Source organism: Streptomyces aurantiacus JA 4570, from assembly GCF_000414115.1.
In the GTDB taxonomy this organism is placed as follows: domain Bacteria; phylum Actinomycetota; class Actinomycetes; order Streptomycetales; family Streptomycetaceae; genus Streptomyces; species Streptomyces aurantiacus_A.
The window spans coordinates 1-15,218 of sequence record NZ_AOPZ01000088.1; the positions used below are offsets into that span (position 1 = coordinate 1).

The window sequence follows — 15,218 nt, forward strand, 5'->3', positions numbered from 1 at the left end:
GAGCCGGTGGCGCTGGGGGCGGGGGCGGTGACCGCCGTCGAGGGCGCGGGGGAGGGGCCGGACGCGGGTGTCGGTGTGGGCCCGGACGCAGGCGTGGGCGTGGGCCCGGACGCGGGTGTCGGCGGCGGCCTCGTGCTCGACGGCGCCGCGCCGCCCGTCCTCTCCGGGGCCGACGCCGACCTCCTGATCCTCGCGGCGCGCTCCGCCCGCGGCACGGTGTGGGCCGCCGTGGACGCGGCGGAACTGTCGGTCCGGGCGCACGAGAGCGCCGACCCCACCAGGCCCACCGCCGAGGTGACCGCGCACGCCACGCGCGTCCCGGCGGCGCGGGTGCTGGCCGTCGACTCGGCGGACGTACACGACCTCGCGGCCGTGGTGTTCGCGGCGGACGCGTGCGGCACGGCCGCGTGGGCGCTTCACACCGCCACCGAACACGCCAAGGTCCGCGAGCAGTTCGGGCACCCCGTCGGCCGCTTCCAGGGCGTCAAGCACCTGTGCGCGGACATGCTGGTGCGCCTCGAACAGGCGCGGGCGCTGACGTGGGACGCGGCGCGGGCGGCGGACGAGGTGCAGGCGCTGGACGAGATGCGAGTGCTGGACGAGGCGCGGGCGCCGGACGAGATGCGCGCGCCGGGCGAGCAGGAGGCCCCTCGGAACCCCCAGGCCGCCCAGGGCACCCGGGCCGCCCAGGCCCGCGGCCTCGTGTGCGCGCTCGCCGCCGCCACCGCCCTCGACGCCGCCCACTCCTGCGCCAAGGACTGCGTCCAGATCCTCGGCGGCATCGGCTTCACCTGGGAGCACGACGCGCATCTGTATCTGCGGCGGGCGCTGGTGGCGCGCCAGCTTCTCGGCGCCGGGGACGCGCACCGGCTGCGGGCGGTGCGGCTCGCGGAGGCGGGGGCGCGGCGGGAGTTGCGGGTGGAGCTGCCCCCACAGGCGGCGGCGTACCGCGCCGAGGCCCGCGAGGTGATCGCCCGCGCCCGCGGCCTGGACCCCGCGGCGGCCCGCCGCGCCCTCGCCCCCACCGGCTACGCCGCCCCGCACCTCCCGCCCCCGCACGGCCTGTCCGCAGGGCCAGCCCAACAGCTCGCCGTCCAGCGGGAGTTGGCGGACGCCGGGGTGCGCCTGAGCGACCTGGGCATCGGCACCTGGGTCATCCCCTCACTGATCGCGTACGGCACCCCGGAACAGCGGGAACGCCTCCTCGGCCCGACCCTGCGCGGCGACCTGCTGTGGTGCCAGCTGTTCAGCGAGCCGGAGGCGGGCTCGGACCTGGCGGCGCTGCGGACGCGGGCCGGGCGCGCCCCGGACGGCTCCTGGCGGATCACCGGCCAGAAGGTGTGGACGAGCGCGGCCCAGTGGGCGGACCACGGCATCCTCCTCGCCCGTACGAACCCGGCGGCCCCCAAGCACAAGGGCCTCACCTACTTCCTCGTCGACATGAAGAACACCCCGGGCATCGACATCCGCCCGCTGCGGGAGATCACCGGCGACAGCCTCTTCAACGAGGTGTACTTCGACGACGCCCGGCTCCCCGCCGACTCCGTGGTGGGCGCCGTCGAGGGGCTGGAAGGTCGCCCGCCAGGCCCCCGCCACACCCTCGGCAACGAACGCGTCCACATGGCCGACCAGTTGACCTTCGACACCGGCCTGGAGTCGCTCCTGGCCCGGGCGCCCGGCCTGGACGGCGCGACCCGCGCCCGCGTCGGCGCGCTCGCCGCCGAGGCGCACGCGCTGGCCTGCGTCGCCCTGCGCACGACGGCGCGGCAGCTGGCCGGCGCCGAACCGGGCGCGGGCGCCTCGGTCCGCAAACTGCTGCAGACCACGCACCAGCAGAAGGTGGCCGAGCTCGCGCTCGAACTCCTCGGCCCCGAGGGCGCCGTGCGGGAGGGCCCGGCCGAGCGCGCCGTGCACGGCTTCCTGCTGTCCCGCTGCCTGACCATCGCCGGCGGCACCACCCAGGTCCAGCTCAACGTCGTGGCCGAACGCATCCTCGGCCTGCCCAGGGATTGAACTGAGGGGAACTGATGAAGGCGTACATCGTCGGTGTCGGCATGACGAAGTTCGAGAAGCCCGAGACCCGGGACTGGCAGTACTGGGACATGGCGAAGGAGGCGGGCACCGCCGCGCTCGCGGACGCCGGGACCGCGTACGGGCAAGTGGAGCAGGTCGCCGCCGGCTACTGCTTCCAGGCATCGACGGCCGGCCAGCGCGCCGCGTACGAACTGGGCCTGACCGGGGTGCCGGTCTACAACGTCAACAACAACTGCGCGACCGGCTCGACGGCGCTGATGCTCGCGCGGCAGTTCGTCGAGGGCGGCGCGAGCGACTGCGTGCTGGCCCTGGGCTTCGAGAAGATGAAGCGCGGCGCGCTCGGCGCGGGCGGGGACGGTGACTTCGCGACGTCCCCCGTGGCCCGGCACTACGGCGTGATGGCGGCCCGGCACGGCTTCGAGGCGACGCCGCCCACGGCTCAGATCTTCGGCAACGCGGCGCGCGAGCACATGGAGCGGTACGGCACCACGCCCGCGCAGCTCGCCGCCGTCGCCGCGAAGAACCACACCCACTCCACGAGCAACCCGAACGCCCAGTTCCAGGACGCGTACACCCCCGAGGACATCCTCGCCGCCAGGCCCGTCCACACTCCTCTCACCAAGCTCCAGTGCTCCCCGACCTCGGACGGCGCGGCGGCGGCGGTCGTGGCGTCCGAGGCGTTCGTGGACCGCCACGGCCTCGCCGGCCGGGCGGTGGAGATCACCGCGCAGGCCATGACGACGGACACGGCCGAGTCCTTCGCGTCCGGCTCGTGCGTCGACGTGGTGGGCCGCCCGATGTCCCGCGCGGCGGCCCGGCAGGTGTACGCGGCCTCCGGCCTGACCGCCGACGACCTCGACGTGATCGAGCTGCACGACTGCTTCTCCATCAACGAACTCCTCACCTACGAGGCCCTCGGCCTGTGTGACGAGGGCGACTCCGGCAAGCTCGTGGAGTCCGGCGCGACGACGTACGGCGGCCGCTGGGTGGTGAACCCCTCCGGCGGCCTCATCTCCAAGGGGCACCCCCTCGGTGCCACCGGACTCGCCCAAGCCGCCGAACTGACCTGGCAGTTGCGGGGCGAGGCGGGGCCCCGCCAGGTGCCGGGGGCGCGGGTGGGGCTCGCGCACAACATCGGGCTCGGCGGGGCGGCGGTGGTGACGCTGCTCACGCGGCCGGAGTCCTAGGACCCGCGGCCCAGACCCCTGCCGCTTTTTTCCGATGTACGGGGCATGTGTCCTGCTGTCAGCATGGGGGCCATGCTGCAGACCCCCGCCGACACCCCGACCTCTCGGATATCGGGCCGCCCCGCCCCGCCCACCTGGCTCGTCGTGGCGGCCGCGTGCGCCGGACAGTTCCTCGTCGTCCTCGACGTGTCCGTCGTGAACGTGGCACTGCCGTCGATGCGGACCGATCTCGGGCTGAGCGCCACGGGGTTGCAGTGGGTCGTGAACGCGTACTCCATCGCCTTCGCCGGGTTCATGCTGCTCGGCGGGCGGGCCGGGGACCTGTTCGGGCGGAAGCGGATGTTCCTGGTCGGGCTCGGCCTGTTCACGCTGGCCTCGCTGGCCGGCGGGCTCGCGCAGGAGGGCTGGCAGCTGCTGCTCGCGCGGGCGGTGCAGGGGCTCGGGGCCGCCGTGCTCGCTCCCTCGACCCTGACGATCCTGACGTCCGCGGTGCCGGAGGGGGCGGCCCGGGTGCGGGCCATCGCCACCTGGTCCGCCGTCGGCGCGGGCGGCGGCGCCGCGGGCGGGCTCGTCGGCGGCGTGCTCACCGACGGCCTCTCCTGGCGCTGGGTGCTGCTCGTCAACGTACCCATCGGCGTCCTCGTCTTCGCCGCCGCGCTGCGCTGGATCAGCGAGAGCCGCGCGGGCGGCGCGCGCCGCCTCGACCTGCCGGGCGCCGTCCTGGTCACCGGCGGCATCGCCACCCTCGCGTACGGCATCGTGCAGACGGAGGTCGAGGGCTGGGCCGCCGCCGCGACCCTGGTGCCGCTGGCCGTCGGGGCCGCGCTGATCGGTGCCTTCCTCGTCGTCGAGGCGCGCTCCAAGGTGCCGCTGATGCCGCTCAAGCTGTTCCGCGTGCGCTCGGTGTCGGCCGCCAACGCCACGATGTTCGTCTGCGGCATGGGCATGTTCGCCATGTGGTTCTTCATGACCCTGTACGCCCAGAACGTGCTCGGCTACACCCCGCTGGAGGCCGGGCTCGCGCTCATCCCCAGCTCGATCAGCGTGGTCGTCGGCTCCAAGGTCGCGCCCCGCCTGATGCGGGTCATGGGGGCGCGCAGCGTCACGGTCATCGGTGTGCTCGTCGCCGCCGTCGGCTTCGTGTGGCAGTGGCAGGTGCTCGACGCCAGTGGGGCGTACGTCACCTCGATCATGCTGCCCGGCATCCTGATGATGCTCGGCGCCGGGCTCGCCGGCACCCCCCTCGCCTCCCTCGCCACCAGCGGCGCCGACCCCGGCGACGCGGGCCTGGTCGCCGGCCTCATCAACACCTCCCGCACGATGGGCGGTTCCCTCGGCCTCGCCGTCCTCTCCACCATCGCCGCCTCCCGCACGGGCGAGCGCCCCGGCTCCCACGCCCTGGCCGAGGGCTACGCCCAGGCGTTCCTTTGGGGGGCGGTGTTCCTGGTCCTCGCCATGGCGGTGGTCCTGCTGGGCATGCCGCGTGCGGGCCGGGAGCCCGAGCATGAGTCCGTGCCGAGGTAGTGATAGCCCGTCCGGCGCTTGAGGACGAGTCCTTAAGGCGATCTACGGCGCAGCGGGCTCACAGCCAGCCTTGCTGGCGAGCCTCCCGCCGGGCCTCCGCCCGGTTCCGGGTGCCCGTCTTCCCGATGGCCGCCGACAGGTAATTGCGCACCGTCGACTCCGACAGGTGCAACTTCGCCGCGATGTCCGCGACCGTCGCCCCGTCGACGGACGCCTTGAGCACCTCGGCCTCGCGGCCGGTCAGCGGACTGGGCCCGGCCCCCAGCGCGGCCGCCGCGAGCGCGGGGTCGACCACGGTCTCCCCGCGCAGCACGGCCCGGATCGCCTCGGCGAGCTCCTCCACGGGCCCGTCCTTGACGAGGAACCCGGCCGCGCCCGCCTCCATCGCGCGGCGCAGATACCCGGGCCTGCCGAAGGTGGTGAGAATGAGGACCCGGCAGTCGGGGCACTCCTCGCGCAGGTCGGCCGCCGCCTCCAGGCCGCTGCGGCCGGGCAGCTCGATGTCGAGCAGCGCCACGTCCGGGCGCGCGGTCAGCGCGGTGCGTACGATCTCGTCGCCCGCCCCGACCTGCGCGACGACCTCGATGTCCGGCTCCATGCCGAGCAGCAGCGCCAGTGCGCCGCGCATCATGCCCTGGTCCTCGGCGAGCAGCACGCGCACGGATCTGGCGGGGCGGTGGTCCTGCGGCATCTCTTCCACGGGAAAACAGTAAGGCGAGCGATCGCAAGGCACGCCCCGGGCGGCCGGTACGCGGGGCGGCGAGAGCGGCGAACGAGCCGCCGCAGCCCCGCGCGGCTAGACGCGCTGCTCCGGAGCCCCCGCCAGGGTCGGCTCCGGCCCGGCGCCCCCGGTGCCCGCGTCGCCCGGCAGCACAGCCACGACCCGGAACCCCCCGCGCGGCCCCGGCCCCGACTCCAGTGAGCCGCCCGCCGCCGTGAGGCGTTCGCCCAGGCCGGTCAGGCCGCTGCCGGGCGCCGTCGAGCCCTCGCCGCGGCCGTCGTCCGTGACCACCAGGCGGGTCTCCCCGGGGGCGCCGGCGACCTCGATCTCGCACCGGCCCGCCCGCGCGTGCCGTACGACATTGGTGGCCGCCTCCCGCACCACCCAGCCCAGCAGCGCTTCCGTGCGCGGGCCGAGCGGCGGCCCCGACTGCCGGACGACCGCCTCGACCCCGGCCGCGTCAAGCAGTTCGCGGGCCCGGTCGAGCTCGGCGGCGAGCGCCGCGTCCCGGTACCCGGTGACGGCCTCGCGGATCTCGGTGAGCGCCTGCCTGCCGACCGTCTCGATGTCCTCGATCTGCGTCAGGGCCACCTCCATGTTCCGCGGCGCGAGACGGCGCGCGGCCTCCGACTTCACCACGATCAGCGAGAGCGTGTGGCCGAGCAGGTCGTGCAGATCGCGCGAGAAGCGCAGCCGTTCCTCCGCCACGGCCCGCCGCGCCAGCTCCTCGCGGGCGGCGCGCAGGTCCCGTACCGCCTCGGAGAGGGAGAGGATCGCGGCCGTCACCATCGTGGACAGGAACGTGCCGTACGCGATGCTGATGCCGTCCCAGCCCTCGTGGAGCCCGGCGACCGCGCCCGCCAGCGCGCTCAGCCCGAGGCCCACCGGACCGAGGCGGCGGCCCCGGATCACCGCGCCCACGGCGAGGCCGAACAGCGGGAAGTACATCAGCCAGTTGCCGCCGTACCCCACCGCGAGACCGAGGGTGATCGCCCCCATCGCGAGCAGCGCGGCCAGGGTCGCCCGGGACTCGCGCGCCCGCTTGTCGAAGGCACGGAAGGCGACGGCCACGTAGAGGGAATTGAAGACGAACAGGCCGAGGCCGCCGATCCACGGATTCGGCGTCTTGCCCTGGAGCAGGTGCGAGAACGCGCCGAGGCCCATGAACAGCCACGGCAGCAGCGCGAAGCCGTTGGGCGGGCCGGGCTGCGCGAGCGCGTCCGCGTCGCCCGCCCGCTTCCGCTCCCGCCAGTCCGCCTTCTGCCGGCGCCAGATCTCCTTGCGCTCCCGGTGGGTGTCGCGGGCCGCGCGCAGGTCGTGCATCCGGCAGGTCACCCTCGGCATCCAGGCCATGTCTCGCTCTCCGTCGTACGTGTGCTCCCAGCCGCGCGCCCCGACTCCGGGCGCGCACGCCGTCTCCTCCCGACGGTACGGACCCGGGGCGCCGCGGCGGCAGTGGTGTCCGTACCGACTTGGCCAGGACAAATGTCACGGGTGGGCGGCCGGGGCGGCCCCGGACCACCGGATCTGACGTCACGTCAGGACTCTTCCCAAGTGTGGGGCGCTGGGCTATACATGGGGCCATCGGCCTAGAACGCGTTCTAGAACGGCTGCGGGAACGGAGACGGGAACCGGCACGGGAACGGACGCCTTGGCCGCCGCAGACGACCTCGGTGCGGCCGACGGTGCGGACAGCCGCACCGAGGTCTTGACCCGCGAGGAGCCGCCACCCCATGCCCATCGATGCCGCGAAGGCGCTGGCCGCCGAACCCCGCAGCGCCGAGATCACCTGGGACCACAAGGACATCCAGCTCTACCACCTCGGCCTCGGCGCGGGCGCCAACCCGGACCTGCCGAACCCCGCCACCGACCCCGACGAACTCCGCTACACCCTGGAATCCCGGCTGCACGTCCTGCCGAGCTTCGCCACCGTCGCGGGCGCGGGCATGGGCATGATGGGCGGCCTCGCGGCGCCCGGCATCGACGTGAACCTCGCCGCCGTGCTGCACGGCGGCCAGCGCGTCGAGCTGCACCGCCCGATCCCCGTCAAGGGCCGGGCCGCCACCACCGCGAAGGTCGCGGCGGTGTACGACAAGGGCAAGGCCGCCGTCATCGTGCTGCGCTCCGAAGCGGCCGACGACGAGGGCCCGCTGTGGACCAGCGACGCGCAGATCTTCGTGCGCGGCGAGGGCGGGTTCGGCGGCGAGCGCGGCCCGTCCACACGCCCGGAGACACCGGACCGCCCCTTCGACCGCGTCGTCGAACGGCCCGTCCGCGCCGACCAGGCCCTGCTCTACCGCCTGTCCGGCGACTGGAACCCGCTGCACGCCGACCCCGAGTTCGCCAAGCTCGCCGGCTTCGACCGGCCGATCCTGCACGGCCTGTGCACGTACGGGATGACCCTCAAGGCCGTCGTGGACACCGTCCTCGGCGGCGACGTGAGCCGGGTGCGCGCCTACGCCACCCGCTTCGCCGGAGTGGTCTTCCCGGGCGAGACGCTGCGCGTCGGCATGTGGGAGTCGGAAGGCCGGGTGCGGGTCGCCGTCACGGCCGTCGAACGGCAGGACGCGCCGGTCCTCGTGGACACGGTCGTGGAGCTCGACTGACGTCACGTACCGCCGGTGACGTACCGCCGGGACGGCCCGGTCGGGTACCGCCGGGATGAGAGGAGCCGCACAGCCATGCGCGCAGCCGTACTGCACGAGACAGGCCAGGACAAGCTCGACGTGCTCGACGACATCGAGGCGGTGGGCTTCGGCCCGGGCAAGGCCAGGATCCGGGTCCGGGCCACCGGCCTCTGCCACTCCGACATCTCCGCGATGAACGGCGTGCTGCCGCAGCCCGCGCCGTTCGTCCCCGGGCACGAGGGCGCGGGCGAGATCCTCGACGTCGGCGACGGCGTCACCCACGTCAAGCCGGGCGACCGGGTTCTGGTGTGCTGGCTCCCGGCGTGCCGGCAGTGCCCGGCGTGCCGGCGCGGCCAGACCCAGCTGTGCCTCGCCGGGTTCATGAACGCGGGCACGCCCAACTTCAAGCGGGCGGGCGACAGTTCGGACGTCTTCGGCTTCGCCGGGACGGGCACGTTCACGGAGGAGGTCGTGGTCGACGCGGGCTGCGCCGTGCCGATCCCGGACGACGTGCCCTTCGACATCGCGGCGCTGATCGGCTGCGGCGTCACCACGGGGCTCGGCGCCGCGGTCAACACCGCCGACGTCGCGGCCGGATCCTCGGTCGCCGTCATCGGCTGCGGCGGCGTCGGCGTCTCGGCGATCCAGGGCGCGCGGCTCAAGGGCGCGGCGGAGATCGTCGCCGTCGACCCGGTCGCGTCGCGGCGCGAGGCGGCCCTGCGCTTCGGCGCGACACAGGCCGTCGCCCCCGACGAACTGGCCGACGCCAACCAGCGTCTGACGGCGGGCGAGGGCTTCGACTACGTCTTCGAGGTCGTCGGCAAGTCCGCGACCGCGCGCACGGCGTACGAGGCGACGCGGCGCGGCGGCACGCTGTGCGTCGTCGGTGCGGGCGCCATGGACGACCAGGTGCAGTTCAACATGTTCGAGCTGTTCTTCGACGAGAAGCGGATACTGCCGTCGCTGTACGGGGGCGGGGACGTGCTCCAGTCGTACGAGCGGGCCATCGCGCTGTGGCGCGCGGGTCGGATCGACCTGGAGTCGATGATCACGCACCGGGTCCAACTGACCGGGATCAACGAGGCGTTGGAGCAGATGCGGTCGGGGGTCGCGCTGCGGACGTGCATCGAGATCTGAGGCTCGTGGAGTTCGTGGAGAGAGGAGCTTTCCCTCATATGTCACTGCCACTTGAAGGTCTGGCGGCCGTCGTCACCGGTGCGGGCCGCGGGCTCGGCCGGGCCGAGGCGCTCGAACTCGCCCGGCTCGGCGCGAGCGTCGTCGTCAACGACTTCGGGCAGCCGGGCCGCGACGGCTCCGGCGCGGCGTCGGCCGCCCCCGCCGAGGAGGTCGCGGCCGAGATCCGCGAGGCGGGCGGCAAGGCCGTCGCCCACACCGGGGACGTAGCCGACCACCAACAGGCCCGCGAACTGGTCGAGTTGGCGATCGACACGTACGGCAAGCTCGACATCCTGGTCAACAACGCGGGCATCCTGCGGGACCGGATGATCTTCTCGATGTCCGAGGACGAGTGGGACTCGGTGATCCGGGTGCACCTCAAGGGTCACTTCAACACGATCCGCTTCGCCTCGGCCCACTGGCGTGAGCGCTCCAAGGAGGCGGGCGGCCCCGTGTACGGGCGGATCGTGAACACCTCGTCGGAGGCGTTCCTCGCCGGGTCGGCCGGGCAGCCCAACTACGCCGCGGCCAAGGGCGGGGTCGTGGGGCTCACCACGTCCACGGCCCTCGCGCTCCGCAAGTACGGGGTGACGGCCAACGCGATCTGTCCGCGGGCGCGGACGCGGATGACGTCCGACGTGTTCGCGGGGTTCGCCGAGCCGGGGGCGGGGGAGGTGGACCCGTTGGCGCCGGAGCATGTGGCGCCCCTGGTCGGGTACTTGGCCTCGCCTGCGGCGCGGCGGGTGAACGGGCAGGTGCTCGTCGTGCACGGCGGGATGGTGGCCGTGGTCGAGCGGCCGCGCGTCGCCGCGCAGTTCGACGCGGCGGGGGGCGTGTTTGGCTTCGCCGAGCTGGACGAGGCGCTGTCTCCGTACTTCGCGTCCCGGCCGGAGGGGGAGACGTTCGGGGCGGCGGAGGTGTTGGGGTTGAGGCGGGGGTAAGGGGCCTTGCCGGGGGCTCCCCAATCCCACCCCTTCCCCAAACTGGGGGGCGGAGCCCCCTGGTTACGGCTCGCGGCGGTGGCGGCCCCTGGGGGCCGCTTCCTCGTCGTGCTCCGCCACCGGCCCCCGGTGCCGTCCGGCGCCGGTGACGTCCGCCCCGGCGAGGGCGAGCCCCTCACGGGGATCCACGGCACCCTGCTCACGCGGCTCGAAAGCCACATTCTCGGTCATCAACAAACTCACCCCGTAGCAAAGATCGTTCGTACAGCCGGGCGAGTCTAACCAACCGCCCCGCGCCCGCCGAGAGGCGCCTGCTGCAACGGCACGGGCCGCGCCGCCCGCGGGGCAGCCTCAGCCTCCTTGACCTCGGCGGATGCCACCGCCCCCGGGGCGGGCGCGGGCACCTCGACCCGCGCCATGCCGCACGGCACGGACCCCGTGACGTACGGCAACTCAAGCACCCCGTCCCGAGTGCAGCGACCGGCCCCGGCCAACCACCCGGCGGGGGTGGGAAGTTGATGGACCCGCCGGTCGGCGGGGCGCCAACCGCACAGCAGCGGAGCCGAGTCGCCGGAGCCGTCGTCCACCCGGAGGGCCACGGCGCAGCTCTCCGGCATGAGGACCTGCCCGGGCTGGATCGCGAACGGCGTCACCGCGCGCCCGGGCAGCCGCAGGCACTCGGGGAACCGCACGGGCAGTGAACTCCCCAACACCCCCCAGCCGAGCCGGGTTTCGCCCGGCGCGTCCGAGCGGATGAGGAGCAGCCCGCTGTCGGCGTCGGCGAGCAGCAGCCGGTCGTCGCTCTCGGCGGCGATCTGCAGCAGCGGCGTCACCTCGCCGCCCCGCTCCAGGTCCACCGCCACCGTCTTCGTACGGCCGTCAAGATCGCGGTCGAGGGCCAGCATCCGGTTGCTGCGGTCGAGCCAGACGCCGCCGGTGCAGCGGCCGGGGATCTCGGCGAGATGCTCGGGCCCGAACGCGCCGCCCGCGACCAGCCACACCGCCGTGGAGCTCGGCCCGGCCGCGAGGGCGTAGGCGTAGGCGCCGCGCGGCGCGGGCGGCAGCAGGGTCAGCTCGGCGCCGTCGCACTCCACGCCGCCGAGCGGCACCTCGCCGGTCCCGGGCCCCGTGGGGTACAGGAGCGAGAAGAGGTGCCGTCCGGCCGCGCGCCGGTGCACGAGCACGCGGCCGTCGGCCATCGGCAGCACCCGGGTCCCGGGCTCCTCGGGCTGGTTCGCGGGCAGCGGCACGGCGTACGGCTCGGCCGAGTCGAGCGTCCAGCGCTCGGGGAACCAGCAGCCGCCCCGCTGCGCGAGGCGCGCGGCGTAGGCACCGTCGGCGGTGAGGGTCGGGGCCGGGGCGGCGCCCCCCGGCGCCGTCGTCCCGCCGGCGCCGGGGGCGGCCTGCGCGGCGGCCGGGGGGAACGCCGCCCCGGCCCCGGTCGCGGCGACTCTGGTCCAACGCCCGGTCGCGGTCCCGCCGCCGGGAAGGGAAGCGGGTGCGGACGGGGACGAAGGCGCGGGTGAGGGCTCGGCCACAGGGGCTGTCATCTGGGGTCACCTCCGTCGGCGACGCTAGTTTTCGCACGCGCTGGCGTGGCACGCGAGGCATCCGCTTCACGCGTACGTGTGGCGAAGTGACGATTCGCCTGAGAAGGCGGGGGCGACTGTGCTGCGTGAGGACCCGCTGTGCTCCGCAGAAGGTCGCCGCTTACAGTTAGGCGAACCTAAGTTGCACAGCTCCCTGGAGTACCGATGTCCCCACGCCGTCGCCCGCACCGCGGCCCCGCCGCCCTCGCCCTCGCCGTGGCCGGCGCGCTCGCCCTCGCGGCCTGCGGGTCCGGCGACGACGGCTCGGGCAAGTCCGAGAACGGTAGCGGCAGCAAGGCCGTCGCCCAGGGCGGCGACGAGTTCGCCAAGGCCGCCGAGAAGACGGCGAAGATGGGCACCAGCGCCAAGCCCGGCCAGTTCCCGCGCACCATCGAGCACGCCATGGGCAAGACGGAGATCGAGGCGGCGCCCAAGCGGGTCGTGGTCCTGGACGTCGGCGAGCTCGACAACGTCGTGTCCCTCGGCGTCAAGCCCGTCGGCTACGCCCCCACCGAGGGCGACGACGGCATCCCCTCGTACCTGAAGAAGGACGCGGGCAGCCCCAAGAACGTCGGCACCATCAACGCGCTCAACCTCGAGGCGATCGCGAACCTCAAGCCCGACCTGATCCTCGGCAGCGAGCTGCGCGCCGCCAAGCTCTACCCGCAGCTCTCCAAGATCGCCCCCACCGTCTTCTCCGTGCGCCCCGGCTTCACCTGGAAGGAGAACTACCTCCTGAACGCCGCCGCGCTCGACCGGACCGCCGACGCCAAGGCCGAGCTGGGCGCGTACGAGAAGAAGGCGAAGGCCCTCGGCAAGGACATCGGCGCCGACAAGCCCACCGTCACGATGCTGCGCTATATGCCCGACCGCATCCGCCTCTACGCCGGGGCGTCCTTCATCGGCACCATCCTGGACGACGCCGGCCTGCCCCGCCCCAAGAACCAGCGGGCCTTCGAGCTCGCCACCGAGATCAGCCCGGAGAAGATCGACCAGGCCGACGCCGACTGGATCTTCACCGGCGTCTACGGCGACGCGAAGAAGACCGGCCGCTCGGCCGCCGAGAAGAACCCCCTGTGGAAGAAGCTCGGCGCGGTCAAGGCAGGGCAGGCCAAGGACGTCCCGGACGAGACCTGGTACCTGGGCCTCGGCGTGACGGCGGCGGACCAGGTCCTGGACGACCTCCGCGGCCACCTCGTCAAGTAACGGGAGGGACCGCTCGTAGCCGCTCGTCACGGCACTTCAGCCGTACGTAACCCATGGGCTGAGGGGCACGCCGGGCAGGTAGCCTTGCATTCGTGCCCCGTCTGTCTGAAGTCATCGCCGCCCTCGACGCCCTGTGGCCCGCGGAGCGGGCCGAGCAGTGGGACGCCGTCGGCACGGTGTGCGGCGAGCCCGAGGCCGAGGTCTCGCGGGTCCTGTTCGCCGTCGACCCCGTCCAGGAGATCGTCGACGAGGCGGTGCGCCTCGGCGCCGGCCTGCTCGTCACGCACCACCCGCTGTATCTGCGCGGTACGACGACGGTCGCGGCGTCGACGTTCAAGGGCCGTGTCGTGCACGACCTGATCAAGAACGACATCGCCCTGCACGTCGCGCACACCAACGCCGACTCCGCCGACCCGGGCGTGAGCGACGCCCTCGCGGGCGCCCTCGACCTGCGCGTCGTCGGCCCCCTCGTACCGGACGCGAGCGACGAGCACGGGCGGCGCGGCCTCGGCCGGGTCTGCGAGCTCGAACACCCGCTGACGCTCGCCGAGTTCGCCGACCGCGCGGCCAAGTGCCTGCCCGCCACGGCGCAGGGCATCCGCGTAGCTGGCGACCCGCAGCAGCCGATCCGCAGGGTCGCGGTCAGCGGCGGCTCCGGCGACAGCCTCTTCGACGCCGTCCGGGCCGCGGGCGTGGACGCCTTCCTCACCGCCGACCTGCGCCACCACCCGGTCTCCGAGGCGCGCGCCCAGGCGCCGCTCGCCCTGCTCGACGCCGCGCACTGGGCCACCGAGTGGCCCTGGTGCGAGCTGGCCGCGGCCCAGCTCGACGAGATCTCCGACCGGCACGGATGGGGACTTCGCGTCCACGTCTCGAAGACGGTCACCGACCCCTGGACCGCCCACTCGGCGTCCTCCCCAGCCAACAACCTTGGAGCCCCCAACTGAACGCCGCGCCCGCCGACCAGATCCGTCTCCTCGACCTCCAGGACCTGGACGTACGCCTCACGCAGCTCGCGCACAAGCGCCAGGCGCTGCCCGAGCACGCCGAGATCGAGTCGCTGACGAAGGACCTCACGCAGCTGCGCGACCTGCTCGTCGCCGCGACGACCGAGGAGAGCGACTGCGCCCGCGAGCAGACCAAGGCCGAGCAGGACGTGGACCAGGTGCGCCAGCGCGCCGCCCGCGACCAGAAGCGCCTCGACTCCGGCGCGATCTCCTCGCCCAAGGACCTGGAGAGCCTGCAGAAGGAGATCGCCTCGCTCGCCAAGCGCCAGGGCGACCTGGAGGACGTCGTCCTGGAGGTCATGGAGCGCCGCGAGTCCGCGCAGGAGCGCGTGACCGAGCTGACCGAGCGCGTCTCGTCCGTCCAGTCGAAGATCGACGACGCGACGGCCCGCCGCGACGCGGCGACCGGTGATCTCGACCGCGAGGCCGCCACGGTCACCAAGGAGCGCGAGGTCATCGCCGGGTCCATCCCCGCCGACCTGATCAAGCTCTACGACAAGGTGCGCGTGAAGCAGGGCGGCGTCGGCGCCGCCAAGCTCTACCAGCGGCGCTGCGAGGGCTGCCGCCTGGAGCTGGACATCACCGAGGTGAACGACATCAAGGCGGCGTCGCCCGACACGGTCGTCCGCTGCGAGAACTGCAGCCGCATCCTGGTGCGCACCGCCGAGTCCGGTCTGTAAGGGGCGCGCACGGTGCGGGAGTTCATCGTCGAGGCCGACGGCGGCTCCCGGGGCAACCCGGGGCCCGCGGGCTATGGCGCGGTCGTCATCGACGCGGAGTCCGGGGAGACCCTGGCGGAGGCGGCCGAGTACATCGGTGTCGCGACGAACAACGTCGCCGAGTACAAGGGCCTGGTCGCGGGCCTCAAGGCGGCCCACGCCCTGGACCCGGCGGCACAGGTCCATGTCCGCATGGACTCCAAGCTGGTCGTCGAGCAGATGTCGGGCCGCTGGAAGATCAAGCACCCCGGCATGAAGCCGCTCGCGGCCGAGGCGGCGCGGGTCTTCCCCGCCTCCCAGGTGACGTACGAGTGGATCCCCCGCGAGCAGAACAAGCACGCGGACCGGCTCGCCAACGAGGCGATGGACGCGGGCAAGCGGGGCGAGCAGTGGTCGCCGTCGGCGTCGACGGCGGACCTCGACCGCCCCGCCCGCGCGGCTCGTTCGGCCGGTGCCGGGGCGGCCGCTCCGGCCGGGCCGCCCGGGG

Annotated in this window: 14 protein-coding genes; 10 read left to right on the forward strand and 4 right to left on the reverse strand. The window is 73.9% G+C overall.

Annotated elements, in window-relative coordinates; all coding sequences use genetic code 11:
* From STRAU_RS11840 to STRAU_RS11850, 3 genes are all read left to right on the forward strand, one after another.
* Positions 1-2,013 (forward strand): acyl-CoA dehydrogenase family protein (locus STRAU_RS11840; protein WP_106967890.1); only part of this gene is annotated, 2,013 nt, incomplete at its 5' end.
* Positions 2,014-2,027: 14 nt separating this feature from the next.
* Entirely contained in the window at positions 2,028-3,221 is a 1,194-nt protein-coding gene (locus tag STRAU_RS11845) for a thiolase C-terminal domain-containing protein (protein ID WP_016640533.1), read from the forward strand.
* A 72-nt stretch (positions 3,222-3,293) separates the two neighbouring features.
* Positions 3,294-4,745: an MFS transporter gene (locus STRAU_RS11850; protein WP_016640534.1), complete on the forward strand. Its 1,452-nt coding sequence runs from the start codon at positions 3,294-3,296 to the stop codon at positions 4,743-4,745.
* 58 nt (positions 4,746-4,803) lie between these two features.
* On the opposite strand, the gene STRAU_RS11855 is transcribed toward STRAU_RS11850, so the two are convergent.
* Both STRAU_RS11855 and STRAU_RS11860 read right to left on the reverse strand, forming a co-directional pair.
* Complete coding sequence (locus STRAU_RS11855) at positions 4,804-5,436, reverse strand: response regulator transcription factor (RefSeq protein ID WP_037658818.1); 633 nt, start codon at positions 5,434-5,436, stop codon at positions 4,804-4,806.
* Between the two features lie 105 nt (positions 5,437-5,541).
* Positions 5,542-6,819 (reverse strand): sensor histidine kinase, encoded by a 1,278-nt coding sequence (locus tag STRAU_RS11860; protein ID WP_016640536.1) that lies wholly within the window; start codon positions 6,817-6,819, stop codon positions 5,542-5,544.
* A 380-nt stretch (positions 6,820-7,199) separates the two neighbouring features.
* Here STRAU_RS11860 and STRAU_RS11865 point away from each other — a divergent pair, with 380 nt between their 5' ends.
* The 3 genes from STRAU_RS11865 (at position 7,200) to STRAU_RS11875 (ending at position 10,210) form a co-directional block, all read left to right on the forward strand.
* The gene (locus tag STRAU_RS11865; protein ID WP_016640537.1) at positions 7,200-8,072 is read left to right on the forward strand and encodes a MaoC/PaaZ C-terminal domain-containing protein; all 873 of its coding nucleotides are present in this window, start codon (positions 7,200-7,202) and stop codon (positions 8,070-8,072) included.
* A gap of 75 nt (positions 8,073-8,147) precedes the next feature.
* Complete coding sequence (locus STRAU_RS11870) at positions 8,148-9,230, forward strand: Zn-dependent alcohol dehydrogenase (RefSeq protein ID WP_016640538.1); 1,083 nt, start codon at positions 8,148-8,150, stop codon at positions 9,228-9,230.
* A 38-nt stretch (positions 9,231-9,268) separates the two neighbouring features.
* On the forward strand, positions 9,269-10,210 hold the full coding sequence (locus tag STRAU_RS11875; RefSeq protein ID WP_037658821.1) for a 3-oxoacyl-ACP reductase: 942 nt from the start codon (positions 9,269-9,271) through the stop codon (positions 10,208-10,210).
* Between the two features lie 63 nt (positions 10,211-10,273).
* Here the strand turns inward: STRAU_RS11875 and STRAU_RS11880 are convergent, their stop codons facing one another.
* Together STRAU_RS11880 and STRAU_RS11885 are read right to left on the reverse strand one after the other, a co-directional pair.
* Entirely contained in the window at positions 10,274-10,441 is a 168-nt protein-coding gene (locus STRAU_RS11880; RefSeq protein ID WP_016640541.1) for a hypothetical protein, read from the reverse strand.
* A 47-nt stretch (positions 10,442-10,488) separates the two neighbouring features.
* Positions 10,489-11,760, reverse strand: coding sequence for a hypothetical protein (locus STRAU_RS11885; protein WP_259299889.1), 1,272 nt, complete (start codon positions 11,758-11,760; stop codon positions 10,489-10,491).
* A gap of 204 nt (positions 11,761-11,964) precedes the next feature.
* Between STRAU_RS11885 and STRAU_RS11890 the strand changes: the two genes are divergently transcribed.
* The 4 genes from STRAU_RS11890 to STRAU_RS11905 all read left to right on the forward strand — a co-directional run.
* The gene (locus tag STRAU_RS11890) at positions 11,965-13,005 is read left to right on the forward strand and encodes an ABC transporter substrate-binding protein (RefSeq protein ID WP_016640543.1); all 1,041 of its coding nucleotides are present in this window, start codon (positions 11,965-11,967) and stop codon (positions 13,003-13,005) included.
* A gap of 92 nt (positions 13,006-13,097) precedes the next feature.
* The gene (locus STRAU_RS11895; RefSeq protein WP_016640544.1) at positions 13,098-13,952 is read left to right on the forward strand and encodes a Nif3-like dinuclear metal center hexameric protein; all 855 of its coding nucleotides are present in this window, start codon (positions 13,098-13,100) and stop codon (positions 13,950-13,952) included.
* The gene (locus STRAU_RS11900; RefSeq protein ID WP_203227388.1) at positions 13,949-14,692 is read left to right on the forward strand and encodes a zinc ribbon domain-containing protein; all 744 of its coding nucleotides are present in this window, start codon (positions 13,949-13,951) and stop codon (positions 14,690-14,692) included. The genes STRAU_RS11895 and STRAU_RS11900 overlap by 4 nt, the downstream gene beginning before the upstream one ends.
* 12 nt (positions 14,693-14,704) lie before the next feature.
* Positions 14,705-15,218 (forward strand): reverse transcriptase-like protein (locus STRAU_RS11905; RefSeq protein ID WP_037658827.1); only part of this gene is annotated, 514 nt, incomplete at its 3' end.